The sequence below is a fragment of the Actinomyces sp. AC-20-1 genome, assembly GCF_023369555.1.
GTDB lineage: Bacteria > Actinomycetota > Actinomycetes > Actinomycetales > Actinomycetaceae > Actinomyces.
Window position 1 is genome coordinate 20,413 of the sequence record NZ_JACJVC010000012.1, and the last position, 24,957, is coordinate 45,369.

17 protein-coding genes and 1 tRNA gene are annotated in these 24,957 nt (G+C 70.7%); 10 read left to right on the forward strand and 8 right to left on the reverse strand.

Features of this window, described 5'->3' with window-relative positions; translation table 11 throughout:
* Positions 1-31: 31 nt before the first annotated feature.
* Positions 32-1,450 (reverse strand): class II fumarate hydratase, encoded by a 1,419-nt coding sequence (gene fumC / locus H6X67_RS07980; RefSeq protein ID WP_249368406.1) that lies wholly within the window; start codon positions 1,448-1,450, stop codon positions 32-34.
* Between the two features lie 239 nt (positions 1,451-1,689).
* Between fumC and H6X67_RS07985 the strand changes: the two genes are divergently transcribed.
* The 5 genes from H6X67_RS07985 (at position 1,690) to H6X67_RS08005 (ending at position 8,793) form a co-directional block, all read left to right on the forward strand.
* Positions 1,690-2,538 (forward strand): polysaccharide deacetylase family protein, encoded by an 849-nt coding sequence (locus H6X67_RS07985; protein ID WP_249368405.1) that lies wholly within the window; start codon positions 1,690-1,692, stop codon positions 2,536-2,538.
* Between the two features lie 97 nt (positions 2,539-2,635).
* Positions 2,636-3,754, forward strand: coding sequence for a C45 family autoproteolytic acyltransferase/hydrolase (locus tag H6X67_RS07990; RefSeq protein WP_249368404.1), 1,119 nt, complete (start codon positions 2,636-2,638; stop codon positions 3,752-3,754).
* A 2-nt stretch (positions 3,755-3,756) separates the two neighbouring features.
* Complete coding sequence (locus H6X67_RS07995) at positions 3,757-4,305, forward strand: DUF1097 domain-containing protein (protein WP_250649167.1); 549 nt, start codon at positions 3,757-3,759, stop codon at positions 4,303-4,305.
* A 73-nt stretch (positions 4,306-4,378) separates the two neighbouring features.
* Entirely contained in the window at positions 4,379-6,199 is a 1,821-nt protein-coding gene (locus H6X67_RS08000) for an ABC transporter substrate-binding protein (RefSeq protein ID WP_249368401.1), read from the forward strand.
* 992 nt (positions 6,200-7,191) lie between these two features.
* Positions 7,192-8,793: an SLC13 family permease gene (locus H6X67_RS08005; RefSeq protein WP_249368399.1), complete on the forward strand. Its 1,602-nt coding sequence runs from the start codon at positions 7,192-7,194 to the stop codon at positions 8,791-8,793.
* A 196-nt stretch (positions 8,794-8,989) separates the two neighbouring features.
* On the opposite strand, the gene H6X67_RS08010 is transcribed toward H6X67_RS08005, so the two are convergent.
* Both H6X67_RS08010 and H6X67_RS08015 read right to left on the reverse strand, forming a co-directional pair.
* Positions 8,990-9,066: transfer RNA gene (locus tag H6X67_RS08010), tRNA-Met, on the reverse strand.
* Between the two features lie 167 nt (positions 9,067-9,233).
* On the reverse strand, positions 9,234-12,188 hold the full coding sequence (locus H6X67_RS08015; protein ID WP_249376387.1) for a UPF0182 family membrane protein: 2,955 nt from the start codon (positions 12,186-12,188) through the stop codon (positions 9,234-9,236).
* A 635-nt stretch (positions 12,189-12,823) separates the two neighbouring features.
* Between H6X67_RS08015 and H6X67_RS08020 the strand changes: the two genes are divergently transcribed.
* Positions 12,824-13,387: a PPA1309 family protein gene (locus tag H6X67_RS08020; protein WP_249369361.1), complete on the forward strand. Its 564-nt coding sequence runs from the start codon at positions 12,824-12,826 to the stop codon at positions 13,385-13,387.
* 54 nt (positions 13,388-13,441) lie between these two features.
* On the opposite strand, the gene H6X67_RS08025 is transcribed toward H6X67_RS08020, so the two are convergent.
* Entirely contained in the window at positions 13,442-14,914 is a 1,473-nt protein-coding gene (locus tag H6X67_RS08025; RefSeq protein WP_249369364.1) for a zinc-dependent metalloprotease, read from the reverse strand.
* Positions 14,915-15,067: 153 nt separating this feature from the next.
* Between H6X67_RS08025 and H6X67_RS08030 the strand changes: the two genes are divergently transcribed.
* Both H6X67_RS08030 and H6X67_RS08035 read left to right on the forward strand, forming a co-directional pair.
* On the forward strand, positions 15,068-16,300 hold the full coding sequence (locus H6X67_RS08030; RefSeq protein ID WP_249369366.1) for a YlbL family protein: 1,233 nt from the start codon (positions 15,068-15,070) through the stop codon (positions 16,298-16,300).
* A gap of 152 nt (positions 16,301-16,452) precedes the next feature.
* Positions 16,453-17,427 (forward strand): thiamine biosynthesis protein ThiF, encoded by a 975-nt coding sequence (locus H6X67_RS08035; RefSeq protein ID WP_249369368.1) that lies wholly within the window; start codon positions 16,453-16,455, stop codon positions 17,425-17,427.
* On the opposite strand, the gene H6X67_RS08040 is transcribed toward H6X67_RS08035, so the two are convergent.
* Together H6X67_RS08040 and nudC are read right to left on the reverse strand one after the other, a co-directional pair.
* Positions 17,372-19,465, reverse strand: coding sequence for an ATP-dependent DNA helicase UvrD2 (locus tag H6X67_RS08040; protein ID WP_249369370.1), 2,094 nt, complete (start codon positions 19,463-19,465; stop codon positions 17,372-17,374). The genes H6X67_RS08035 and H6X67_RS08040 overlap by 56 nt on opposite strands.
* A 73-nt stretch (positions 19,466-19,538) precedes the next feature.
* On the reverse strand, positions 19,539-20,540 hold the full coding sequence (gene nudC / locus H6X67_RS08045; RefSeq protein ID WP_249369372.1) for an NAD(+) diphosphatase: 1,002 nt from the start codon (positions 20,538-20,540) through the stop codon (positions 19,539-19,541).
* A 145-nt stretch (positions 20,541-20,685) separates the two neighbouring features.
* Between nudC and H6X67_RS08050 the strand changes: the two genes are divergently transcribed.
* Positions 20,686-21,876 carry a cysteine desulfurase family protein gene (locus tag H6X67_RS08050; RefSeq protein ID WP_249435499.1) on the forward strand — a complete coding sequence of 397 codons (1,191 nt, stop codon included), beginning with the start codon at positions 20,686-20,688 and terminating at the stop codon, positions 21,874-21,876.
* Between the two features lie 143 nt (positions 21,877-22,019).
* On the opposite strand, the gene H6X67_RS08055 is transcribed toward H6X67_RS08050, so the two are convergent.
* Positions 22,020-22,574, reverse strand: coding sequence for a zinc transporter (locus H6X67_RS08055; protein WP_249435500.1), 555 nt, complete (start codon positions 22,572-22,574; stop codon positions 22,020-22,022).
* A 212-nt stretch (positions 22,575-22,786) separates the two neighbouring features.
* On the reverse strand, positions 22,787-23,545 hold the full coding sequence (locus tag H6X67_RS08060; RefSeq protein WP_249435501.1) for a DUF6318 family protein: 759 nt from the start codon (positions 23,543-23,545) through the stop codon (positions 22,787-22,789).
* Between the two features lie 225 nt (positions 23,546-23,770).
* Between H6X67_RS08060 and mnmA the strand changes: the two genes are divergently transcribed.
* On the forward strand, positions 23,771-24,934 hold the full coding sequence (gene mnmA / locus H6X67_RS08065; protein ID WP_249369159.1) for a tRNA 2-thiouridine(34) synthase MnmA: 1,164 nt from the start codon (positions 23,771-23,773) through the stop codon (positions 24,932-24,934).
* The last annotated feature ends 23 nt before the right edge of the window (positions 24,935-24,957 follow it).

Sequence of the window (24,957 nt, forward strand, 5' to 3'; positions counted from 1 at the left end):
GCAAGACCGCTCGGCGTGCCGAGCGGGTGCCTCACTTGGCGGCGGAGGGGTGGGTCATGTCCATCGGGACGACCCAGACGTCGAACTCCTCGTCGGTGACGTAGCCGAGCTCGAGGGCGGACTCGCGCAGGGACAGGCCCTTCTTGTGCGCGTTCTTGGCGATCTTGGAGGCCTTGTCGTAGCCGATGTGGCGGTTGAGGGCCGTGACCTGCATGAGGTTGGACTCGAGGTTCGCCTGGATCCTGTCGTAGTTCGGCTCGATGCCGTAGGCGCAGTTCGTGTCGAAGGAGACGCAGGTGTCGCCCAGCAGCTGGATGGACTCGAGCACGCACCAGGCCATGACCGGCTTGAAGACGTTGAGCTGGAAGTTGCCCTGGGAGCCGGCGAAGCCGACCGTCGCGTCATTGCCGAAGACCTTCGTGGCGACCATCGTCATGGCCTCGCACTGGGTGGGGTTGACCTTGCCGGGCATGATGGACGAGCCGGGCTCGTTCTCCGGGATGATGAGCTCGCCGATGCCGTTGCGGGGGCCGGAGGCGTACCAGCGCACGTCGTTGGCGATCTTCATGAGGGCGTCGGCGAGCACGCGCAGCGCGCCGGAGACCAGGACCAGGGCGTCGTGGGCGCCGAGGGCGGCGAAGAGGTTGTCGGCCTGGCGGAACTCGACGCCGATCTCCTCGGAGATCTTCGCGGCGGTCAGGGCACCGAAGTCCGGGTGCGCGTTGAGTCCGGTGCCCACGGCGGTGCCGCCGATGGCGAGCTCGCGGGCGCGGGAGTCGGCGTAGCGGATGCCGTCGAGGGCGAAGTCGATCTGGGCGACCCAGCCGGAGATGACCTGGCCGAGTGTGATAGGGGTGGCGTCCTGCAGGTGGGTGCGGCCCACCATGACGACCTCGGCGTACTCCTTGGCCTTGGCGTCCAGGGTGTTGCGCAGCTGAAGGACACGCGGGTACATGCGCTGGAGCTCGTCGACGACGGCGATGTGCATGGCCGTCGGGAAGGTGTCGTTGGAGGACTGGCCGCGGTTGACGTGGTCGTTGGGGTGGACGGGCGTCTTGGAGCCCATCTCGCCGCCCGCGAGCTCGATGGCGCGGTTGGAGATGACCTCGTTGGAGTTCATGTTCGACTGCGTGCCCGAGCCGGTCTGGAAGACGACGAGCGGGAAGTGGGAGTCGAGCTCGCCGGAGATGACCTCGTCGGCTGCGGAGGCGATGTACTGGGCAATCTCACTGGGCAGCTCGCCGAGCTCGCCGTTGGCGAGGGCGGCCGACTTCTTGAGCACGCCCATGGCCTTGATGAGCGGGCGGGTGAGCACGAAGGTCTCGCGGCCGATGTCGAAGTTCGTCAGGGAGCGCTGCGTCTGGGCGCCCCAGTAACGGTCGGAGGCGACCTCGACGGCGCCCATGGAGTCGGTCTCGGTGCGCGTGGTCGCGCTGGTCTCAGATGCCATGGGCCCAGGCTATCGGGCCGGGGCCGGTCGCAGGCGAGGACGGGTGTCCTACTGGCTTACTGGGACGGCCACTGAGCTCCTCACGCAGCCCTCGTCGTGTGAGACGACCTGTGCGCACCGACCACGTCCGCTCGGCTCGGAAGCCCACACGCTATCGGGCATTTGCCCGGTGGCAGGCACGGTCATGCCTCCTAGCATTGAAGTTGCCACGATGAATAGTGACAAAGGAGTTGATTATCATGGCTGGCACCATTTGCTTGACTTTCCATTTCGACGCAGTGAGCCTGTATCCTGGGATGTTCGGGGTGACCTCACCGTCCACGGCGTCCCGAGGAGAATTCGGTGCCCGCGTCGGAGTCCCCCGCATTCTCGATCTCCTGCGCCGCGAGGACATCCCGGCGACCTTCTTCGTCCCCGGGCTGACCGTCGACACCTTCCCGGAGGTCTGCAAGGCGATCCGCGACCAAGGGCATGAGTTCGCGCACCATGGCTACCGTCACGTCAGCCCGGTCCCGATGACGGAGCAGGAGGAGCGCGAGGAGCTGCTCCGGGGGATCGATGCCATGGAGAGGCATCTCGATGGCTACCGCCCGTACGGGTACTGCTCACCGGCCTCGGACCTGTCACCGAACTCCATCCGCCTCCTCCGGGAGGAGGGCTTCGTGTACGACGCGACGATGTGCGCCAATGACTTCTCCCCCTACTGGTGCCGAGAGGGAGACAAACTCGGCACCGACGGGTCGATCACCTTCGGACAGACGGTTCCGCTTGTCAGCCTCCCCTTCTCGTGGACCCTTGATGACTTCCCCCAGATGGAGCTGGTCCTCAGCAGCAGCCTGACGCTGGAGGGCAACCGCGACCCGAAGGTGTGTGAGCGCATGTGGCTCGAGGACATGGACTTCATGAGCAAGGAGGTTCCCGACGGCGTCTTCGTCATGTGCTTCCACCCGCAGGTCATCGGCCGTGGGGCGCGCATCAGGGTCGTTGAGAACATGATCAGGAAGGGCCGCGAGCTCGGGTTCGAGTTCACCACCTGCCTGGACGCCGCTCAGCAGTGGAAGGCCGCGAACCCCTTCCCCGAGGCTTGATATGGGACAGGGCGGGCGGCTCCGGTCCATCTCTTCCGCGGGACTGCTTCGCGGGACGGCCCTTGTCGCCGCCCGCCCCTCATCGTGAGGAACAACAATGGCACTTCCACCGATCATCACCGTTGACGAGGCGGACCCCTATGAGCGGGGACGCTCGATCGGACAGCAGGCGAAGACGTACATCGATCGTTCTCTGGACCTGTACGCCCGCATCTTCCATCATTACGCCCTTCTCGACTGGCCTGAGGTCGTTGAGCACGCACAGGACTTTCGTGGGGTGATCAAGGACTACTCACCCGACATCCTCGCGGAGATCGACGGGATCGCCGACGGCGCAGGAGTCGGACGGGGGGACATCCTGGCCCTGAATGTCCGCTCCGAGATCATGTTCGGGCTCAAGGTCGATCCTGCCGGCGAGTGCACGTCTTTCTTCGCCGGCCCCAGCTCGACGTTCGATGGACACGTCCTCCTCGGACAGAACTGGGACTGGAAGCCCGATTGCCTCGACACGACCATCGTGATGGACATCAGGCAGGGACCGGACGCCCCCGCCTACATCACCATCGTCGAGGCGGGGCTCGTAGCCAAGACGGGATTCAACTCGGCAGGCATCGGCTTGACGACCAACACCCTTATCTCGCCCGAGGACAAGGGAAAACCGGCCGTGCCCTACCACGTCTTCCTTCGTGCGGTCCTCAACTGCACCAGTCTGGACCAGGTCGAGAAGATCCTGACGTCCTCTTGTCGGTCAGCCTCAGCGAACTACCTGGTGGCCTCGTCGTCGGGGCGAGGGTTCTCCGTGGAGACATGGCCCGGCAGTGGATCGAACGTCGCTCACGTCACACCCTCAAAGGGTGTCATCGGCCATTCGAACTGCTTCGTCTGCGACGTGCCGTTCGACGATATCGGCGCCATCGAGATTCCCGACGGCCCCGCACGCGTCAAGGAGCTGAAGGCCGCCCTGGAGGAGGCGTCCGGCAGTATCACCGTTGCTGCGCTCCACCGGATCTCCCAGAGCCACGGGGACCTGTTCCCGAACGGGATATGTCGACACCCCGATGAGACCCAGGAGCCGATCACCCGTCTTGCCACCATCACCTCGTCGATCTACGACCTGACGACACTCACGGCCTACATCTGCCTTGGGACCCCTTGCCGTCATGACCTCGCGGAGTACCGCTCCTCCTTCCCCGAGTGGGCCGAGGGAACCCGATGATGATGTCATCACGCCAGTTCATACCTATCGCTGTCTTCACGGGGGTTCTCGGGGCAACAGTCCAGGTGATCGACATCATCGTCCATTCGTGGATTCCACCGGACGGAAACACCGGAATGGCCTGGATCGCCTTCCTGGCATGGGCGACCTATTTCATGTCGGGAGGCACTGCCCGAGGAGGAGTGAAGGCATTCATTGGCATGACGATCGGATGCCTCCTGGCCCTGGGGATACTCGGGCTCAGCGGCTTCATCGACTTCCTTGGAATGTGGTCCGGCCCGGTGGCGATCGCGTGCCTGGTCCCTCTGACGATCATGCTGGAACGCGGACCCGATATCAGCTCGGCTGTCGCCCCCGTCTTCATCGGTGCCGGGGCCTACTTCGGGCTGCTCGGATCGTACGCCAATGCCCCTCGGACCCATTTGCTCGCCGGAGTGCTCCTCTACGCGGTGCTCGGCCTCGTTTTTGGGTGGATGACCGTCTTCGGGAGAAAGTGGTACACCGACTGGATTGACGACAGAGTCGACAGTTCCGCACCCGCCACGCCTTAGGTATCCTCGGGTGCGTCAGCAGTCGATGACGACGCCGAGGCCCGGCTGCGCTCATGGGGCAGGCAGGTATGACGTGAACCAGGCTCTTCCTCATGAGCACGCGGACCTTCCGCGGGGCGCGGTACAGCAGCGCCCCGCGGAAGCGGTCGTCTTTCTTGACTCAGTCCACGTGTTGAATGACCCGCTCGACCTCATCACACAACCCGTCATAGATCTGGCTCGCACATCGCTGATGACGGATGAGGGGTCAGTCTCCTTCGTGATGTACGGAGGCCGGTCGGGCACCCTGCTCGTGACGATCACGCGCCCGCAGTGCAGCCCTCATGTTCGTGAGGTAAAGGCGCATGACGCCAAACCCAGATCCGGGCTGACCATCAGGCAGTTGGAGGTGCTTACCCTCATCGCTTTCGGTTGCACCAATCATGAGGTCTCCGAGAGACTCGGTATCAGACCAAAAACGGTCGGCGCCCATGTTGAGGACGTCTTCAACCGCCTCGGAGTCGGCACTCGTGCACTGGCCGCGGCCGTGGCGTTGGAGCAGAACCTCCTCTTCTGGGGGGCCGTCCCCACCGGCACCGCCTTTTCCAGTTTTCGCTTGTCCCGCCTCAAAGGGGCGTGGGAGCACAGCTCGAACTCAACAGCCCGCCGCCCTCCCACCCCTCCTTCATCAACCACACCGAGCACACGCGGAGCAAGCCGGATCAGCACGGCCTCTCTGCGGATCGCCTCGATAGTCCCGGCGCAGTTTCCGGGAGAGTCCTCGGACATGATTCAAGCCGCGACAATGGCGATCGAACGCCGCAATGAGCGCAACGGCATCCATGGGACCCCCATTGAGCACTGTGTTATTGAGTGCGACGTATTCGACACCTCAAGCATGAGTGAGGCGCTCCGTAGAGCAACCAACTCCGGTGCTGATGCCGTTCTTCTCGGCTACAACCTTGACTACCCGAACACCGAGAGCTTCTTGAGGGCTGCCGGCGACGCCGAGGTTCCTGTTATTCACGCCTCGACGTCCCAGCTGGCGATAGCCACTGTTGCCGACAATCAGGACAGGCTGGGAAACATCTTTCACATCTGCGGTGGAGACGAGCTGTACGGGCACGGCGTTGACGACTTTCTTCGGCACCTCGTCTCGGCCCAGGGCTCGCGCCTACGGGGAAGGCGACTCGCGTTCATTGAGGCGCCGACCGGGATGAACGTCATCCACCCCTACTCCCAGGAGAGGATCGAGGACCTCGGGATCCAGCTGTCGACGATTCCCCGTTCCGACCCGTTGTGCAACGCGGAGGACAGGGCAAGAATCGTCGAGAGCATGAAGAGCTGCGACCCGGACATCATCGTCTGCGCCTCGTTTCTCGACCATCTGCTGCTCGTCGACGTCATGAGGTCACTTGTCGACCGCCCCGTGAAGCCGCTCGTCTTCTCCTTCTTCACCCCGTCACTGGCAGGATTTCTTGAGGAGAACGCGGACCTTGCCGAGGGCATCGTTTGGTCAACACAAACAGGTATCTACGGTGACGCTTTCGGGAAGAGGTTTCGCCAGGAGTTCCTCAGGAGTAACGGGCGCTCCCCGGGCTACTCGCAAGCAGGCGTCCAGTACGACGCGGTCAACATGCTCATCCGATCGTGGCTCGAAGCCGCTCATCCGCGAAACTACGCCGATGTCATCGCACAGATGAGGGACACTCCCTACAGGGGCGTCAACGGGAGCTATTGGCTGGCACGCGCCGGCCAGGCACCACTGAGCTACCCTCACGAGAGCCTCGACGGCTCACTTGCGCAGGCGCAGCTGATTTATCAGGTCCGCAACGGAGCCAACGTCGTCATCCAACCGGATGCCTACGCACAGGCGCAGGTGGACCTCACAGGAACGGTGCTCGGACTCGACTAACAGCACGAGAGCGCTGCGAGCACGGGTGCGCACGCTCCTTCACCACGAATAACCAGCCGGTTCGCAGGCCGGGCCCGGAAGCAGCAAGTCCCGCCATAGACGTGGATCGCATAACCCTGCTTTGGACAACGTCACCCGCCCCAGGACAACCTGGTTGCGCCTTTCACGTTGTCCAGCCACACGGATGGTTGTCCTCGCACGCACAACGGATGTCACGCACCCAGTCAACGACTGAGGTGCGTTCCTTTGCATGGTGACGGTTCCCGCGAGGGGGTGCTGGTCGAGGCGGCTGAGGGCATCTCGGTTGTGACTCCGCCAAGAACCATCTGAAGGGACCCGCGACGACCCACCGTCAGCCTGCCCCGCCCGTCTTGGTCGGGGAGCTCCCAGCAGACCCTGGCCGGACGCGACGAGATGGTCCGCCGTCTGCTGTGCGTGGGCTTCCAGGATCTCATCGGTGCCGAGGCCGACCAGGTCTCGGCGCCTGCCGCAACGAGCGCTCCTCCGGATCGCACGCCCTCAGCGCGGACACCCTGCCGTTGACCCCATGTGCGGCGTCCCGACCTGCACACGCCCAGCAGCGCACACATATCCGCGTGGAGTCATTCCAGCCCAGCCCGCTCGATCGCGGCCCGCCGGCCCAGCAGCCGCTCATCCGCACTAGCCGACCAGGACGACCACCACCAGGCGACAACCCCGCTGACTCGCACCCCGACCGCTGGGCCCTTCGTCCCCGCAGTTGCCCCGAGCGAGGCGGCGGCCCCGCCCACGTGATGGCAGGCAGCGCGTCGCACAACTGACCCGAGGTGAGCAAACGGCCGCAATCTCGCCGATCACACACACCGACAAGGCGCCAACCTCTCAGTCACACAAAACCGGACCTATGAATTTGTGCATTCCAACACATATGGGACCAAATACCCCTATGGTGAGCGCTTGAGCAGCCGGGCCAACCCGGCTGCGCCCCTTCCCGAGTACCACAGGAGATGAGCATGAGCGTCCCGCACACCCTGACGTCCTCCTCCAAGGCTCCGGCCGTCAGCGAGGGTCTCGCAGACAGGACCACAGTCCGCCGGCGGTTGATCGGCGTGCTCGTCGGCCTGGCCCTGGCCGCGCTGGCCTACTACCTGTTCCCGGCAAGCGGTGCGGAGCAGGTCAACGAGGTGGGCCGGTCCGCAGCCGAGGCAGCGGGAAAGACCTACACCGACGTCACGGACACCGGACTGCGCACCGTCGCAGCCGCTGCGATCCTCATGGGCGCGTGGTGGATGACCGAGGCGATCCCGCTCGCCGCCACCGCGCTCCTGCCGCTGGTGCTGTTCCCGGCCATGCAGGTGGCGACGTTCAAGGAGACGGCTGCCCCCTACGCCTCTGAGACGATCTGGTTGTTCATGGGCGGCTTCATGCTGGCCCTGGCCATGCAGAGGTGGAACCTGCACCGGCGCATCGCGCTGGCCGTCGTGCTGATGGTCGGCACCAAGCCCCGCCAGCTGATCCTGGGTTTCATGATCGCCACCGGGTTCCTGTCCATGTGGGTGTCCAACACCGCAACGGCCGTGGTCATGCTCCCCATCGGCATGTCCGTGCTCACCCTGGTCTCCGACCTGGTGGGCGGCATTGACAAGGTCAAGAGGTTCGCCACCGCGTTGATGCTCGGCATCGCCTACGCCGCCTCCATCGGCTCGGTGGCCACGGTCATCGGCACACCCCCGAACGCCCTCCTGGTCGCCTACCTCTCGGAGAGCCACGGAATCCACATCGGATTCGGCCAGTGGATGATCCTGGGCGCCCCGCTGGCGGTGACGCTGATGGCTTTCGCCTGGTGGCTCATGGCCTTCGTGCTGTTCAAGCCCGAGGTCAAGGAGATCCCGGGCGGCCGCGAGTTCATCTCCCAGCAGTGGAAGGAGCTGGGCGGCGTCTCGCGCGGGGAGGCACTGATGGGCACCATCTTCGTCCTGACCGCGTCCTCCTGGGTGCTCATCCCCATCCTGCTGGACAAGACCGGCTCGGAGCTGAGGATCCCGGACGCCCTGATCGCTATGGTCTGCGCCGCTCTGCTGTTCCTGATCCCGGCGGACAGCGAAGGCCGGCGCCTGCTGGACTGGAAGTCAGCCAACGAGCTGCCGTGGGACGTGCTGCTCCTGTTCGGCGGTGGCCTGTCCCTGTCCTCCATGTTCGACAAGCTCGGCCTGTCCGTGTGGATCGGCGAGCAGGCCAAGGGGTTGGGCACGCTGCCGATCGTGGTGATCGTGGCAACGGTCGCCACGCTCATCATCTTCCTGACCGAGCTGACCTCCAACACGGCCACGGCCGCCGCGTTCCTCCCCATCATGGGCGGCGTGGCCACCGGTATCGGCATCACCTCAGACAACCCGATGAACGTCCTGCTGCTGGTGGTCCCCGTGGCCCTGGCCGCCACCTTCGCGTTCATGCTGCCCGTGGCCACTCCCCCGAACGCCGTGGCCTACGGCTCCGGCTACATCACGATGGGGGACATGGTCCGCACCGGCATCTGGCTGAACCTGGTAGGCATCGTCCTCATCACGCTGGCCGTGCTGACGATCGGGGTGCCGGTCTTCGGGCTGACGTTCTGACGCTCTGGCACGAGTGGCTCATACGTCAGGTCCTGCTGGTGTGAGTCCCGGTGCCCGTTGGTGCCCGGCGGGTTTGCGGGTGCTGGTGCGAGCCGGGGTGGCGCTCTGAGGCGTCCTGCACCGTCACCCGTCCCGCCGACATGACAAAGTCCCCCGGTCTCGACAGAGACCGGGGGACCTGCTACCTCGCGGTACATGGTAGCGGGGACAGGATTCGAACCTGCGACCTCCGGGTTATGAGCCCGGCGAGCTACCGAACTGCTCCACCCCGCGTCGGTGAGACCTACTCTAGGCCGCCCCAGCACGCGAACTCAAACCGATGGGCCGTGCCCTTGCTCACCCGCGTGTGAGCAAGGAGGCTCCGGCCCCTCGGCCTGAGCCAGCCCGCCTCTCAGCCAGGGGGCTGCCGGGCGGGGCTCCCCGCCCGGCAGCCCGCGCCCTCAGCCCTGGTTGTTGATCTGCTCCTGGGCCGCGACCGCCCGGTTGATGGCCTCGTTCAACCGCTTCTGGGCCTCGCCGTAGGCCGCCCAGTCACCGGCGGTGAGCGCCGTGTCCGCGTCCGCCATCGCCGCCTGGGCGTCGGCCAGCGCCGTGCTGAGGTCCGCCTGCGGGTTCCCCGAGCCGGGGACGGCCGGGGCCGCCGTGACCGAGGGGGCGGGCGCCGGGGCAGTGGCCTCCCCGGTTGGGGCGGCGCTCGCACCGTCGCCCTCCTCCACGGCCTCGGAGGTGCCGTTGGCGGCCCCGGCGTCGCCGTCGACCGCCTCCTCACCGGTCGTGGCGCCCGAGTCGCCGCCGAAGACCTGGTCCAGCGCCTCGGAGAGCGTGTCCGCGAAGCCGACCTGGTTGCCGAAGTAGACCAGGACCTTGCGCAGCAGCGGGTACTTCGTGTCCGAGGAGGACTGGACGTACACGGGCTGCACGTACAGCAGGCCCCCGCCCACGGGCAGGGTGAGCAGGTTGCCCTTGATGACCTCGGAGCCCTGCTGGCTCAGCAGGTTGAGGACCTGGGAGACGGCCGCGTTGGAGTCGAAGTTGTTCTGCACCTGGCCGGGGCCGGCGACGTTCGAGGAGCGCGGCAGCTCCAGCAGGCGGATCCGCCCGTAGTCCGGGTTGCGCACGCCCGACTGCCCCGAGGAGGTCTCGGAGTCGACGGCGATGAAGCCCGTGAGCACGTTGCGGTCCGTGTTGCCGCCGATAATGTAGACGCTGGACAGGGAGAAGGAGGCCGAGTCCTGGTCCGGCATCTGCAGGGTGAGGTAGTACGGGTCCTGCGTGTCCTCATGGGAGGTCGTCGGGTCGTCCGGGACCTTCCAGAAGTCACCGCCGGAGTAGAACTCGTCGGCGTCGGTCACGTGGTAGCTCGCCATGATGGTGCGCTGGACCTTGAACAGGTCCTCCGGGTAGCGCATGTGCGACATGAGGTCGGCACTCATCTCGCTCATGGGCGTCACCGAGCCCGGGAAGACGGCCTCCCAGGCGGAGAGCACCGGGTCGGTCTCGTCCCACTCGTAGAGGGTGACGGAGCCGTCGTAGGCGTCGACGACGGCCTTGACGGAGTTGCGCACGTAGTTGGACTCGGCGGGCGCGCCCAGCAGGTAGGGCTGTCCGTCGGCCGAGGCCATGACGGTCTCGAGGGACTCGTGCTGCGAGTACGGGTAGCTGTTCGTCGTCGTGTACCCGTCCAGGACCCACACGACCCGCTTGGGGGTGGCGGGGTCGTCGTCGTGGTCGACGACGGCCGGGTAGGGGTTGCCGTCGAGGGTGAGCCAGGGGGCCACCTTGCGCACGCGCTCGGCGGGGTCGCGGTCGTAGAGGATCTGCGAGCCGTCACGCACCTCGGTGGAGAACAGGATGTTCATCTCCTGGAACCTCACCGCGTACAGCAGACGGTTCCAGGGGTTGGAGACGTCGGGCCCGCCGTTGCCGGCGAAGGTCGTGTTGACCTGGCCGGAGGCGGAGGCGTCGTCGGGGTAGTCGAGCTCGCGGGGGTTGCCGCCGTCGTCACCGCCGACGATGGAGTACGACGGCGAGGCCTGGCCGAAGTAGATGCGCGGCTCGTACTCGCCCAGGTCCCCGGTCGAGGGGATGCCGCCCTCCCAGAAGGAGGGGTAGCCGCCGGAGGCGACCGTGTTGCCGTAGGCGGTGACGACGCCGTAGCCGTGCGTGTACACGGTGTGCTCGTTGATCCAGGTGCGCTGGCCGGCGTCGAGGCCGTCGAGGTTGAGCTCGCGCACCGCGATGACCGTGTCCCGGCTGGCGCCGTCGATCTCGTAGCGGTCGACGTTGAGCGAGCCGGCGAAGGAGTAGTACTGCTTGTTCTGCTGCAGCTGACGGAAGGTCGGGGAGACGAGGTTGGGGTCCAGCAGGCGGATCGACGTCGTCGACTCGGCGTCCTCCTTGAGCTGGCCCGCCTGCGCGGTGGTGGCCGCGTCGTAGGGGGTGACCTCGATGCCCTCCAGACCGTAGGCGGCCAGGGTCGCCTGGATGTTGCGGTCGATGTACTCGGCCTCCTGGCGCTGGGCGTTGGGGTCGACGACGAAGCGCTGGATGACGAGCGGGTAGCCGGTGCCGATGAGCAGGGCGGAGACGACCATGACGACGACGCCCGTCACCGGCAGGCGCCACGAGCTCGAGCGCACCGACAGCAGGAACATCACGGCGATGACCGCGCTGATGGCCGCGAGGATCGCGTCGGCCGGGATCGAGGCGTGCACGGCCGTGTAGCCGGCGCCGTCGAACTTCGTGCCGGAGGCGTACAGGGCCTCGTAGCGGCTGAGCCAGTAGCCGGCGCCGCGCAGCAGGGAGTACAGGGCCAGGAAGACGGCCAGGTGGATGCGGGCAGGCCGGGTGAAGTGCGGGCTGCGGGCCACCGAGATGCCGCCGTAGAGGTAGTGGACCGCGACGCTGGCGATCGCCGAGAAGAGGACGATCCGGCTGAGGTAGGCGACCGCGGTGGTGAGCACCGGCAGGATGAAGACGTAGAAGGAGACGTCGTGGCCGAACTCGGGGTCGCTCACGCCGAAGGACTGCGAGCTGACCGCGAGCAGCACCTCCTGCCAGCGGGGGGCGAGCTCCCAGGCGGAGGCGAAGAGGGCGAGCACGGCGGGCACCACCCACATGAGCGGCCGGCGCAGCGGCTCGACCGCCGTGCGGTAGGCCTCGAGGTTGCGGGCGGCCTCGTCGCGGGGCAGGTCGATCTCCCGGGCGCGGTAGGCCGAGCGCATCGCCCCGCTCACGGCGCCGAGCATCAGCAGGAAGCCGACGACGAAGAGCGCGCCCGCCGCGATCCACTGGGTCCACAGGACCCGGGCGAAGCCGAGCTGGCTGAACCACAGGACCTCGGTCCAGGTGCGTGAGAGGAAGCCGATGGCCAGGGCGGCCACCGCCAGGATGATGACGGTCCAGGCCAGGGGGCCGGGGCGGTAGGGGGCGGCCTGCACGGGGCGGGTGGGACGCCCACCACCGCCGGATGAGCCCGAGCCCGCCTGTCGGGCGGCGCGTCCGCCTGAGGCCCCTGCGCCCGCGGCACCGAGGCCGAAGACGGCGGCCGGGTCGAAGCCGAGGACCGACGCCGGGGAGAAGCCCTCGTCGTCGGGGTCGGCGGCCTCCTCCTCGGGCCCGTCGTCGTCCTCGCGCCCGCCCTCGCCCCGGGAGGCGGAGGCGCGGTCCGAGGAGGCGGCCCCACGACCGGGGCGGCCGGCGCCGTCGGGTTGGAAGAAGCCGCCGCGGACGCGGTCCTCGCGGCTCAGGGACTCGGACCCGGAGGGTCCGGACTCGGCGTCGGGCTTGTCGGGGGACTCGTCGTCGGGCCTCATGCTCACAGGAACACTCCGTCGTCTCGGCAGCATCGGCGCCGCGCAGCGGCGCGTGGGCCCCTGGCGCGCCAGGGGTCTGGGTCCGCCCATCGTCCCATGGCGCCGTCGCCGTGGCCAAAGGCGTCCGCCCCTGGCGCACACACCGCTCTACCGGGCCCCGTCTCCCCGGAAGCGTCCCGGAAGCGCCCTCGACCGAGCACGTCTAGGCTGCGCCCATGCCCTCCCCCAGCACCCGCATGAGCCCCCAGCAGGCCTCCCTCGCGCGCACCGTCGTCGAGGTCGAGTCCCACGTCGCGCAGAGGGGCTGGGACGCCCCGGTCGGCGTCTTCGCGCTCGTGCGCACCACCGCGGCGCTCGCGCAGGACCCGTCCCTGGCGTCCCTGCTCGACGCCGCCGCCCTCGCCGAGGCCCGGACGGACCCGACGGCGCTGACCGTCATCGAGCAGGAGGACCTGCCGGCGTCGGCGAACCTGGAGGAGCTCCTGGGCCAGCTGGCCTGGCCCGAGACGGTCGACGGCGTCGTGCTGAGCGTGGAGCAGATGACCGTGCCCCTTGAGGTGCAGGAGCGGGCGGCGGCGATCGCGGACGCCGAGCAGCGCCTGGCCGCCATGCGTCAGGACCCCGGCACGAACGACGTGCGCCTGGTCGTGGGGGTCCTGCGCTCGGGCGAGTCCTGGTGCGCGGTGCGCGGGCGGCGTCAGGACGAGGACGCCAACGTCACCCAGGGCGAGGCGGTCGTCCCGGGGCTCATCGAGGCGCTGCGCTCCACCCTGGACTGAGCCGGCCCGGCCTCCCTCGCCGCTGTCCCGCACCTCCCCCGGTCCGCCGGGCCGTCACCCGCCCGCGGGACCGTCCTCGTCCGAGGGCGCGTCCTGGCCCGAGGGCGCGTCCGCCTCACGCACGCCCTCGGCGTAGCCGAGCGTGCCGTCGAGCAGCGAGGCCAGGTCCGCGTCGATCTCGGAGTCCATGTCCGCGGCCGCCCGGCGCATGGTGAGGAAGTCGTCGGGGCTGGCCAGCTCGGCCGCCGTCGGCATGACGTCGGGGTGGAGCCAGAAGGCGTCGCGCTCGGCGTCACCGGCCTGGGCCCCCAGCCTCTCCCACAGGCGGGCGGCCTCGCGCACGAGCCGCGGCCGGAACTGCAGGCCGATGAGGCGCGCGAAGACCTGCTCGGCCGCGCCCCCGGCCAGGCGGCGACGGCGCAGCATCTCCTGCAGCGCCACGGCCCGAGGCAGGTGCGGGGCGGTGGCGCGCGCGGTGACGACCTCCACCCAGCCCTCCACGAGGGCGAGCAGCGTCTCCAGGCTCTCCAGCGCGGCCTTCTGGGCCGGGGTCTCCTGGGGCGCGAACATGCCGGACTCGAGGGCCTTGCGGATCGCCTCCGGGTCGGAGGGGTCCACCTGCGCGACGGCCGCCTCGACGGCCTCGGTGTCGATGCGGATCTCCCTCGCGTAGGCCTCGAGCGCCCCCAGGACCTGGCCGCGCAGCCAGGGCACGTGGGCGTACAGGCGCGCGGTGGCGGCCTCACGCACCGCCAGGAAGAGCCTGACCTGCTCCTCGTCCGCCACCAGGCCGTCGGCGAAGTCCGCCACGCCCGCGGGCACGAGGGCGGTGCCCGGCTCCGTGGTCAGGGGCAGGCCGACGTCCGTCGCGGACAGCGCCTCGGTGGCGAGCTTGCCGACGGCGTGGCCGAGCTGCATGCCGAAGGCCGTGCCCGCCATCGAGCGCATGACACCGCCGAGCGCACCGACCTGGCGGGCGACGGACTCGTCCTCGCCCGCCCCGCCCAGCTGCTCGGCCTGGCGCTGGAGAGCTGAGGACAGCGCGCTGGTGGCGGCCTCGGCGACCGGGGCGCAGACCTCCTGCCAGGTGGCCAGGGTCCGCTCGACCCACTGCTCGCGTGTCCAGGCCTCGCGGGGCCCCGGTGCGGGCATGAGGTCGGTGGCGGTGTCGAGCCACAGGTCCGCCACGCTGAGCGCGCCCCGGGTCGTCTCGGCGACGGTGGCCGTCACGACCGGGTCGCCCTGGGCGCGGGCGGTGCGCAGGGCGAGGTCCTTGCCCATCGTCCAGTTGACGGCCTGGCCGGCGGAGGAGGCCATCATCTGCTGCATCTGCGCCTGCAGGGCCATCATCTGGCCAGGGCTCACCTGCGACAGGTCCGGCATGGCGCCCGCCCGCACGAGGTCCTCGGGGCTGACTCCCGAGGCACGCAGGGCGCCGACGGCGTCACCGGCGACCTCTGCGCCGAACAGGGAGGCGAGCACCTGCTCGATCTGGTCGAAGGGGTCGGGTGCGGAGTCGCTGCTCATCAGGGTCCTTCCTGGCCGGGCCGGCGGGGCGCGTCCGGGTCATGACGACAGCCTGCCACGCGATCCTGGAGGTTTCTGGACATGGGCCGTGAGCACGCTGGGGCCGGCACGCTGGTGCGGGTCGTTCCCAGCAGGGTGCCCCATGATGGGGCCGTGACCGACCTGCCGACCCCAGACTGCCCAGACGGCCCCCACGGCCCCGACAGCCCCACCAGCCCCGACGGGCCCTCGCGCAGCGCCCTGCCGCCCGCGACCGGTGCCGGCTCCCGGCGCCACCGCCTCAGGCGGGCGCTCCGCGTCACCCTGCCCGTGCTGCTGGCGGTCACCGCCCTCGTGGCGGCGGCGACCGTCCCGGTCGGCTACGTTATCGAGAGCCCCGGACCCACCTGGAACGTCCTGGGCGCCGTCGACCAGGCCGGCTCCGGCCAGGGGGACGGCGCACAGGTCATCACCGTCACCGGCGCTCAGACCTACCCCGCCGAAGGGGCCCTGCGCATGACGACCGTCGCGGTGCGCGGCTGCCCCGGCCACCGCGTCACGCTCCTCGACGTGCTGGGGGCGTGGCTCGACGCGGACGAGAGCGTCATCGACCGCGACCTCGTGTGCCCGGCGACGATGAGCGCCGAGGAGGTCGAGGAGGCCACCCAGTCGCAGATGCTCTCCTCCCAGTCCACCGCCGTCGTCGCCGCGCTGCTCGAGGCGGGCCTGGCCGGCGCCGTCATCCTCGAGGTCCAGGGCCTGGCCGACGCCCAGTCGGGGGCGGGGCTCGTCGCGGGCGACGTCCTGACGGCCCTGACCGTCGACGGCGAGCGCACCGAGATCACCGACTACCCCCAGCTGCGCCGGCTCATGACGACGCTCTCCCCCGGAACCCGTGTCACCGTCACCGTCGAGCGCGACGGCACGCCGACCGACGTCGCCCTCACGACGCTCTCACCGCAGGAGGTCGGGGCGCCCGAGGACATGGAGGGCTCCGTGCTCGGCATCACGCTGGTCATGCGGGTGGACTCCGAGGTCGACGCCCAGTTCGGCCTGGAGTCGGTGGGGGGCCCGAGCGCGGGCTCGATGTTCGCCCTGGGCATCATCGACGCGCTCACGCCCGGCAGCCTCACCGGCGGGCAGGACGTCGCCGGCACGGGCACGATCTCGATGGACGGCAGCATCGGGGCGATCGGCGGGATCCGGCAGAAGATGGTGGGGGCAGCGCAGGCCGGCTCCTCCTGGTTCCTGGCCCCGGTGGGCAACTGCAGTGAGGTCGTCGGCCATGAGCCCGAGGGCATGACGGTGGTGGCCGTCTCCAGCCTGCACGAGGCCGTCGAGGCCGTGGAGGCCATCGCCTCCGGGCGGACCTCCTCCCTGCCCTCCTGCCAGGCGGCCGGCGGCTGACAAGGGGGCGTGAGGCCGGCCCGCGGCGGCACGCCGTCGGCCCCTCCCCCGTCTGTTATCCACAGGCGCTCTCCTGCTCTGGCCGGGCCCGGTCCCCGGGTGGGAGGCTCCTGGCGCACGGCCCGACGACGGGCCCGGCCACAGGAGGCGCCATGAGGTTGCGAGGTGGAGCGAGCGTGCTGCGGCGCGCCGACGGCGAGGTCCAGGTGGGTGCTGAGCCCGGCCGCGCGCCCGTGCTCAGCGGGCTGAGCGAGGAGGAGAGCGCCCTGCTGGTCCAGCTCGGCGAGCAGGCCCACGGCCCCAGGGGCCTGCGCCGGGCCCGCCGCAGCCGGGTGGGGCCCGCACGGACCCGCGAGCTCTACGCCGAGCTCTCGCGCCACGGGGTCCTGGCCGACGACGTCGCGCCCACGGAGCCGGACCTGCTGCACTGGGAGGCGCACGGCGTCGATGCCCGCGAGCGCGCGCAGCGCCTGTCGCGCTGCGCCGTCCTCGTGCGCGGTCAGGGCCCCGTCGCCTCGCGTCTGACAGCGCTGCTGGCCGCGGCGGGGCTCGGTGCGGTGCGGTCCTTCGGGCAGGCGGGTGACGTCGGTGGGCTCCCCGCGGGCGTGGAGCCGGCCCTGGCGGTGAGCGTGGACGACTACACCATCCACCCGCTCTCGGCGCGGGCGGTCGCCCAGTCGGGGCTGGGGCACCTGCCGGTGGTCGTGCGGCCCCTGTCGGTGCGCGTCGGGCCGGTGCTCGAGGCGGACCGGTTGCTGTGCGCGACCTGCCTGGCACTGCACGAGACGGACGCGGACCCCGCCTGGCCCCTGCTCGCCCTGCAGTACCTGCTGCTGCCCGCCGCGCCGGTGGAGGGCCTGCTGGTGGAGCAGGCCGCCGTCCTGGCGGCCCGCGCGGTGCTCGACTGCCTGGGGGACGCGCCGTGGCGCTGGCGGCAGACGAGTGTCGAGCTCGGCGTGGACGAGCCGTTGGGCCTGGTGCGCCGGTGGGAGCCCCACCCGCAGTGCCTGTGCGGCCAGGTCCTCGCGGGTGAGGAGGATGACGGGACGGACGTCCGCACGTCCGGCCGGCTCAGGCCCCCGAGCCGGCCGCCCCGTGGGCGGCCTCATGGGCGGCCACGAGCCTGAGGACCTCCGCGCCGTACTCCTTGAGCTTGACGGCCCCGACCCCGTGCACCGCGGACAGCTGGGGCAGCGTCGTCGGCTTGATGATGGCGATCGACTGCAGGGTGACGTCCGGGAAGACGGTGTAGGCCGGGTGGCTGCGCTCCTTGGCGACGCCGGCACGCCACTCGCGCAGGGCCTCGAAGAGCGCGACCGTGGAGGCGTCGTTGTCCTCGAGGAACTCCTCCATCGCCTGGCGGCGCGAGGCCTTCGGCGAGGAGGCCCGCCTGCGGCCCGGGTCCTGCGCGTCCTCGGGCGAGGGCCAGGAGGAGGCGAGGAAGCGGGTGGGCCGGCGCAAGGCCCGGCCACCGGCGTGGCGGGCGCGCGCGTAGGACAGGAGCAGGTGCTCGCGGGCCCGGGTGACGGCCACGTACAGCAGCCTCTTCTCCTCCTCGACCGCCTCGGGGCCCTCGGCGAGGCTGATGGGCAGCAGCCCGTCGCTGGCGCCGATGACGAGGACGGCGTCCCACTCCAGGCCCTTGGCCGCGTGGATGGTGGACAGGGTGACGCCGTCGTAGGTGGGGGCGTTCTGCGCCTCGGCCCTCTCCTCCAGCTCGCGGGCGAGCCCGGCCAGGCCGGCTCCGCGCACCTGGGCGAGCTGGTCGCCCAGCTCGACGATGGCGTTGAGGGAGTCCCAGCGCTCGCGCACGGCGCCCCGCTGGGCCGGCGGCGTCTCGGACCATCCCTCGCGTGCCAGCACCGTGCGCACGTCCGCGCCCAGGTCCCCGCTCAGGCTCGTGGTCTCGGTGCGGGCGGCCCCGCGCAGCAGGACCATCGCGCGCCTGACCTCCGGCCGCTGGAAGAAGCGCGTGCCCCCGCGCACGAGCACGCCGATGCCCGCCTGGGCGAGCGCCTGCTCGAGCACCTCCGACTGCGCCGTCGTGCGGTAGAGGACGGCGATCTCACTCAGCGGAACCCCGGCCGCGGCCAGGCGCTGGACGCGGGCGACGACGCCCGCGGCCTCGGCCTCGTCGTCGTCGTAGGCGTCGAAGCGCACGGCGGGGCCGCTCGGCCGCTGGGCGACGAGCTCGACCGCCCCCGCCGGCAGACCCCTCCTGCCCCTGCCGGCGAGGACCGTGTTCGCCAGGGACACGACCTGCGGGGTCGAGCGGTAGTCGCGGCTCAGACGCACCGTGCGGGCGCCGGGGAACTCCTGGGCGAAGCCCGTGAGGTAGGCGGGGCTGGCGCCGGTGAAGGAGTAGATCGTCTGGGACACGTCCCCGACGACGCACAGCTGGCGCCGCTGCGGGCCCAGCCACAGCTGCAGCAGGCGGTGCTGCAGCGGCGAGACGTCCTGGTACTCGTCGACGACGAAGTGCTTGTACTGCCCGCGCACCTGGGCGGCGACGTCGGGGCGCGAGCGCAGGATCCCGACCATGGACAGCAGGACGTCCTCGAAGTCCATGACGCCGCGCTCGGTCTTGGCCGCCTCGTAGGCCTCGTAGAGGCGGGCGGCCTCCTCCGCGCTGATCCCGCCGGGGGTCTCGCGGCGCAGCTCGCGCACGCGCTCGGGGTAGTCCTCCGGCCGGAGCATCTGGACCTTGGCCCACTCGACCTCGGCGGACAGGTCGCGCACGAGCGCGCGGTCCGAGGGCAGGCCCACGCGCCGGGCGGCGGTGGCGACGAGACCGGCCTTGTGCTCGACGAGCTCGGGGCGCCGGCCGCCGACGGCCACCGGGTAGAAGTAGTCGAGCTGGCGCAGGGCCGCGGAGTGGAAGGTGCGGGCCTGCGCCCCACTCACCCCCAGGTCGCGCAGGCGCGAGCGCATCTCCCCGGCGGCGCGCGCCGTGAAGGTGACGGCGAGGACCTGGGTGGGCTCGTAGGCGCCTGAGGCGACCCCGTGGGCGATGCGGTAGGTGATGGCCCGGGTCTTGCCCGTGCCCGCGCCGGCGAGCACGCACATGGGGCCCTCAAGGTGCTCGGCGACCTGGCGCTGGTCCGGGTCGAGGGCGGCCAGCAGCTCCTGGGGGCTGCGCGGGGCGGAGGGGGTGTCGTGGCTCATCGGGGCCAGCCTGCCACGCTGCTGTGACACGTTCTCACAGCCGGCCCGGCCGCGGTCGGCGAGCGGGACGCTCTCACCGCCCGAGGGGGCCGCCGAACCAGTCCTCGATGAGCATGCGGGCGATGGAGGTCGTCCCCGGCAGGACGATCCGGCCGCTGTCCACCGCCGCCGCCAGCTCCTCGCGCGAGAGCACGCGGACGTCAGTGACCTCCTCGCCGTCGGGCCGCGCCGGCTCCTCCCCGGGCTCGAGCCGGGCCCGGTAGCCCAGCATGAGCGAGCGCGGGAAGGGCCACGGCTGGGTGGCGACCTGCTCCACTGAGGCGACCCTGAGCCCCGTCTCCTCGGCGACCTCGCGCGCCACGGCCGCCTCGGCGGACTCCCCCGCCTCGACGAAGCCCGCGATGGTCGAGAAGCGCCCCGCCTGCCAGGTCGAGCCGTGGACGAGGACGATCCTGTCCCGCTCGTCCGTCACGGACATGATGACGGCCGGGTCCGTGCGGGGGAAGGACACGCGCCCGCAGCCCGTGCAGCGCTGCGCCCAGCCGGCCTCGGCCCGCTCGGTGCGCGCGCCGCAGGCGGGGCAGTAGCGGTGCGAGGCGTGCCAGGCGGCCAGGGCGACCGCGGGCGTGGCGAGGCAGGCGGCGAGGGCGCTGAGGTGGGCGCCCACCGCGCGCAGGGCGGACAGGGGGAAGCGGGCGAGCAGCGCGTCGAGGTCCGCGTGGGGGCGGGCGGCGCCCTCGGCGTCCGCCAGGTCCGTGGTCCCGTCGGGGACGACGACGGCGAGCCAGGAGGCGCCGTCCAGCGCCTCGCGCCCGAGGTAGTAGGTCTCGAGGCCGGCCAGGTCCAGGTCCGCGGCGGTGACGGGGGCGAGCTCGAGCGCCTCTCCTGCGGGCCGGTCCCGGGCCGGTGTGAGCCCGTCCAGGGGCAGGTCCGTGTGCTGGGCGGGGGCGTCCAGGCTCACGCGCCCGCGGGCGTCGACGAGGACGAGGCGGGTGGCGGGATCGGCGGCCAGCGCCTCGAGCAGTCCGGGGCGGGTGCGCCTGGCGGCGTCGCGGTCGGGGCGCGCGGTGGTCATGGGTGACAGCCTAGGTGTCACGATCCAGGCCATTGCCCTGGCAGCAGCCGCCTCGCGCGTGAGGAAACGGCGTCATGACGCCGGCGCGCCACGCGCCCGCACCGGGAGGGACGGCCAATGGCCTGGATCGTGGCAGGCTCGGCCCATGCCCTACCTCGATCACGCGGCCACCACCCCGCTGCGCCCGGCCGTCGCCGAGCAGGTGGCGCGGGACCTGTCCGCCACCTGGGCCAACCCCTCCTCGCAGCACGCCGCGGGACGCCGTGCCAGCGCCCGGCTCGCCGAGGCCCGCTCGCGCCTGGCGCACGCCCTGGGCGTGGACCCCCATGAGGTCCTGCTCACCTCCGGCGGCACCGAGGCCGACGCTCTGGTGGTCTCCGGCCGGGCGCGCGCGGTACCGGGCGGGCGGCTGGTGGTCTCGCCGATCGAGCACCCGGGGGTCCTGGACTCGGCGCGCAGGGCGGTATCCGACCTGGGGGCGGGGCTGGACCTGCTCGAGGTCGATGACGCCGGGCGCGTGGATCCCGGGTCGCTGGCCCGCGCGGTGGGGCCGTCCTCGGGCGGCCCGGTCAGCCTGGTCTCGGTGATGGCGGCCAACAACGAGACCGGTGTCGTCCAGGACATGGCGGCGCTGGTGGCCTGCGTGCGCGAGGCCACCGGCGAGTCCCGACCGGGCCGGGAGGGGTACGTGCCGGTCCACTCCGACGTCGTCGCGGCGCTGGGGAGGGTTGAGGTGGACTTCCACGGCTGGGGCCTGGACGCGATGAGCCTGAGCGGGCACAAGCTGGGGGCGCCGGTCGGGGTGGGGGCCCTGGTGGCCCGCCGCGACCTTGTGCTCCGGCCGGTGACCGGCGGGGGCGGGCAGGAGCGCGGGCTCCGCTCGGGCACCCAGGACGTGGTGGCGGCCCGGGCCCTGGCCCTGGCGGTGGAGCTGGCGGTGGCCGAGCGCGAGGCGGAGGCGGCTCGGCTGGAGGTGCTGCGCTCGCGTCTGCTGGCCGGGGCGACTGTGGTCCCGGGTGTGCGCGCGACGCTGCCCGACGGCGTCGCCCACCTGCCGAGCACGGTCCACCTGTGGGTGGAGGAGGCGGAGGCCGAGTCCCTGCTCATGGCGCTGGACCTGGCGGGGGTGGAGGCGTCGGCGGGGTCGGCCTGCCACGCGGGCGTCCTCCAACCCAGCGAGGTGGTGCTCGCGATGGGTCTGAGCGAGGAGGCGGCACGGGCGACGTTGCGGGTGTCGATGGGCGGCACGACGACGGCTCAGGACGTCGAGCGGCTGCTCGCCGCGCTGCCGGGCGCGGTGGAGGTCTCGCGTCGGGCCCGGGCTGTGCGCGGTTGAGGGGAGCCTGGCGGCCCGGCTCGCTCTTGCCCTCTCGATCTTCTTGGTTTGTGTTCGAGGTTCTTGGGGTTGTGGGGTGGTTTGGCGCGCGTGGTGAGGGGTTCGGGGGGTGGTGTGGTTCGGGGGTGGTGGGGTGGTGGGTGTTAGTGGCCTTGGGCGTGTTCGGCGTCGTCGGTCAGGACGGAGGTCAGGCGGATGAGGTTGAAGGGGGTGGAGGTCTCGGTGGTGGTGATGGTGCCGGTCACGGGGTGGGCGGTGGTGTCGTCGGCGAGGGTGTAGGTGGCGCTCCAGGTGGTGGTCAGGGACACGATGACGTCCTTGTCGCGCTTCTGGTAGCGGTGGGTCACTGTCTGGTGGGGGTAGGGCTGGCCGGGGTCGGTGGTGGTGGTGCTGGTGGCGTCGCCCCAGCTCCAGGTGTAGGAGGTGGGTGTGGCGGTGACGGTGACGGGTGTGCCGGCCAGGGTGGTGGCAAGGGTCCTGGGTGAGGGGTCGGTGTGGACGATGAGGTCCTTGGTGACGATGACCTGGTCCCCGGGCGGCTGGCGCACCAGGCCCGAGCCGCCCACCAGCAGGGTGGACACGTCCGACGCAGTCACCACCAGCGGCACGCCCTCGGTGGGCCGGGTGGGTAGGCACAAGCGGCTGACTGAGCGCTCGCCGCTGGCGCCGGCGACCATCTGGCCGGTCAGCCCGCACACCACCGTCGACTCAGGCGCAACAGGAAGAGGACGAGCCACCGCGGGAGCGCTGGCCCCAGAGTGCTCGATCCAGGTAGTTGTGGATTGGAGGGTGATCTGATTACCGCTGCCGCGGACCGACAACGAGGAGTCCTTGTCATCAGTGACGGTTGTGCATGGCAACGAGGTTGCCAGCAGGGACAGGGCAAGTGGGATCACGAGCGTGCTTGGCGTCATGAGGTGAACTCACCTTCGCTGAGTGTCCAGCGCGTTCCGTTCCAGACGTACAGCGCGGTGAAGGTCTCCTGCCCAGGAGCCTCGTGCGATAGCACTGTGCCATCAGCGCTGTGCAGTGTGACGGGCTCCGACTGCAGTGTCAGGCGTACTCCTGTGCTAGGGTTTTCGCCGGTCGGAACCGAGTACTCACGGATGAGGACCTCCTGGGTCCAGGGATCTGCCCATCCGCCAGAGGAATGCAGATCTGTTACTAGCGTCGCCACGGAGCCGCACAAGGCGGCTGATTCTGGGCAGTACTCGTGCCAGGCCTCTAGGTCCCCGGTGGCGTAGACGTAGGGGTAGAGCGACAACAGGTACTCGGCGGTGGCGATGGCGCCTTCGGGGGTGAACTGGTCCATGCCGGTGGGGCGTTCGGGCGCGGGGGTGGTCAGGGCGGCGTCTTTGAGGGCCTGGTCCTCGGCCGACAAGGATGGTTGCACGCTCGGGCTGGGTGTGGGTGTGGGTTGGGGGCTGTGGCCGGAGGTGATGGGGGTGTGCCGGGGCTGGGGATCGTCGGCTTGGTCGGCCAGGTGGTGCAGTCCTGTGCCTATCAGGGCTCCCAGGACCACGACCGCTGCCAGTGCCGCCAGCACCTGGGCACCCGGGCCCAGCACCACCGGCTCACGCCACCGCCCACCAGACCCGACGCCGTCGGCGCTCTCATGCCGTTGCTGGGCGCCGTCAGCAGGCTCGGGCTGAGGTGTGTGAAGGCTCATGGGGATCACCACCAAGGGTCAGTCAGGAACACCCGGGGACAGAAGGGGGGCGCCCTCGCCCCCAGGCCCCCCGGTGTCAGGAATGAGGAGCACCCCGAGCCTAACCACGCCACCACGGAGACCACCACACCCCACCCACCCCCTGTGGACAACCCAGCCCGAAGGCCCCCACCTCGCTAGGCTGCCCCCGCACCTCGTCCCCATCCTCTCGCACCTGGAGGTCCTGTGCGCGTCCTCGCGGCCCTGTCCGGCGGAGTCGACTCCGCGGTCGCGGCGGCGCGCGCCCTGGACGCGGGCCACGAGGTCGTGGGCGTGCACATGGCCCTCACCCGTCAGCGGGCCCAGACGCGCCCGGGCTCGCGCGGCTGCTGCTCCATCGAGGACGCGGCGGACGCCCGTTGGGCGGCGCAGGTCCTGGGGATCCCCTTCTACGTGTGGGACCTGTCGCAGGAGTTCGAGGAGCGGGTGGTCGCGGACTTCCTCAGCGAGTACCGGGCGGGGCGCACCCCCAACCCGTGCGTGCGCTGCAACGAGCGGGTGAAGTTCGACGCCCTGCTGGAGCGGGGCCTGGCGATGGGCTTCGACGCGGTGGTCACGGGCCACTACGCGCGCCTGTCCGGGGGCGCGGCGGACGGCCGTCCCGGGGACACCGAGGGCCTGGTCCTGGCCCGGGCCGCGGACGCCGCGAAGGACCAGTCCTACGTGCTGGCGGTCTCGGGCCGAGAAGGCCTGAGCCGGGCCCTGTTCCCCCTGGGGGACGCCCCAAGCAAGGCGCGGGTGCGCGCGGAGGCGGCCGAGCGGGGCCTGCCGGTGGCGGACAAGCCGGACTCCTACGACATCTGCTTCGTCGCCGACGGCGACACCCGGGGCTTCCTGCAGCGCTCACTGGGCACCCGGCAGGGGGCGCTGGTCTCCCCCGACGGCGAGGTGCTGGGCTCGCACGGCGGCTACTTCGGCTTCACGGTGGGCCAGCGCCGGGGCCTGGGGCTCACGCGCCCGGCTCCCGACGGCCGGCCCCGCTACGTCGTCGAGACGCGGCCAGAGACGAATGAGGTCGTCGTCGGCCCGGAGGAGCTGCTCACCCGCCGCTCTGTGGAGGCTGACGGCCTCGTCCTGCTGGCCTCCCCCGAGCCGGTCAGCGCCGAGGGCGCGCAGCCCACTGGCCGGATGCCCGACGGCGAGGCCCCGGCCCTCGGCTGGCGGGGCGTGAGTGTCCAGGTGCGGGCCCACGGGCGGCCGGTGCCGGCCGACGTGGTGGTGGACCCGGTGGCGGGCGCGCTGCGCGCCGAGCTGCGCGAGGGACTGCGGGGCCTGGCGGCCGGCCAGTCCGTCGTCGTGTACGGCGGGGCCGGCGGCGAGCGGGTGCTGGCCCAGGCGACCGTCTCCTGACGGCCCCGGCCGACTCCCGGCGC

Bases quoted from the DNA above. Each gene is read 5' to 3' on its own strand.
- nudC (WP_249369372.1), bottom strand. From the start codon at position 20,540: ATGACCACCGCGCGCCCCGACCGCGACGCCGCCAGGCGCACCCGCCCC.
- H6X67_RS08050 (WP_249435499.1), top strand. From the start codon at position 20,686: ATGCCCTACCTCGATCACGCGGCCACCACCCCGCTGCGCCCGGCCGTC.
- H6X67_RS08020 (WP_249369361.1), top strand. From the start codon at position 12,824: ATGCCCTCCCCCAGCACCCGCATGAGCCCCCAGCAGGCCTCCCTCGCG.
- fumC (WP_249368406.1), bottom strand. From the start codon at position 1,450: ATGGCATCTGAGACCAGCGCGACCACGCGCACCGAGACCGACTCCATG.
- H6X67_RS07995 (WP_250649167.1), top strand. From the start codon at position 3,757: ATGTCATCACGCCAGTTCATACCTATCGCTGTCTTCACGGGGGTTCTC.
- H6X67_RS08035 (WP_249369368.1), top strand. From the start codon at position 16,453: ATGAGGTTGCGAGGTGGAGCGAGCGTGCTGCGGCGCGCCGACGGCGAG.
- H6X67_RS08005 (WP_249368399.1), top strand. From the start codon at position 7,192: ATGAGCGTCCCGCACACCCTGACGTCCTCCTCCAAGGCTCCGGCCGTC.
- H6X67_RS08060 (WP_249435501.1), bottom strand. From the start codon at position 23,545: ATGAGCCTTCACACACCTCAGCCCGAGCCTGCTGACGGCGCCCAGCAA.
- H6X67_RS08040 (WP_249369370.1), bottom strand. From the start codon at position 19,465: ATGAGCCACGACACCCCCTCCGCCCCGCGCAGCCCCCAGGAGCTGCTG.
- H6X67_RS08025 (WP_249369364.1), bottom strand. From the start codon at position 14,914: ATGAGCAGCGACTCCGCACCCGACCCCTTCGACCAGATCGAGCAGGTG.
- H6X67_RS07990 (WP_249368404.1), top strand. From the start codon at position 2,636: ATGGCACTTCCACCGATCATCACCGTTGACGAGGCGGACCCCTATGAG.
- H6X67_RS07985 (WP_249368405.1), top strand. From the start codon at position 1,690: ATGGCTGGCACCATTTGCTTGACTTTCCATTTCGACGCAGTGAGCCTG.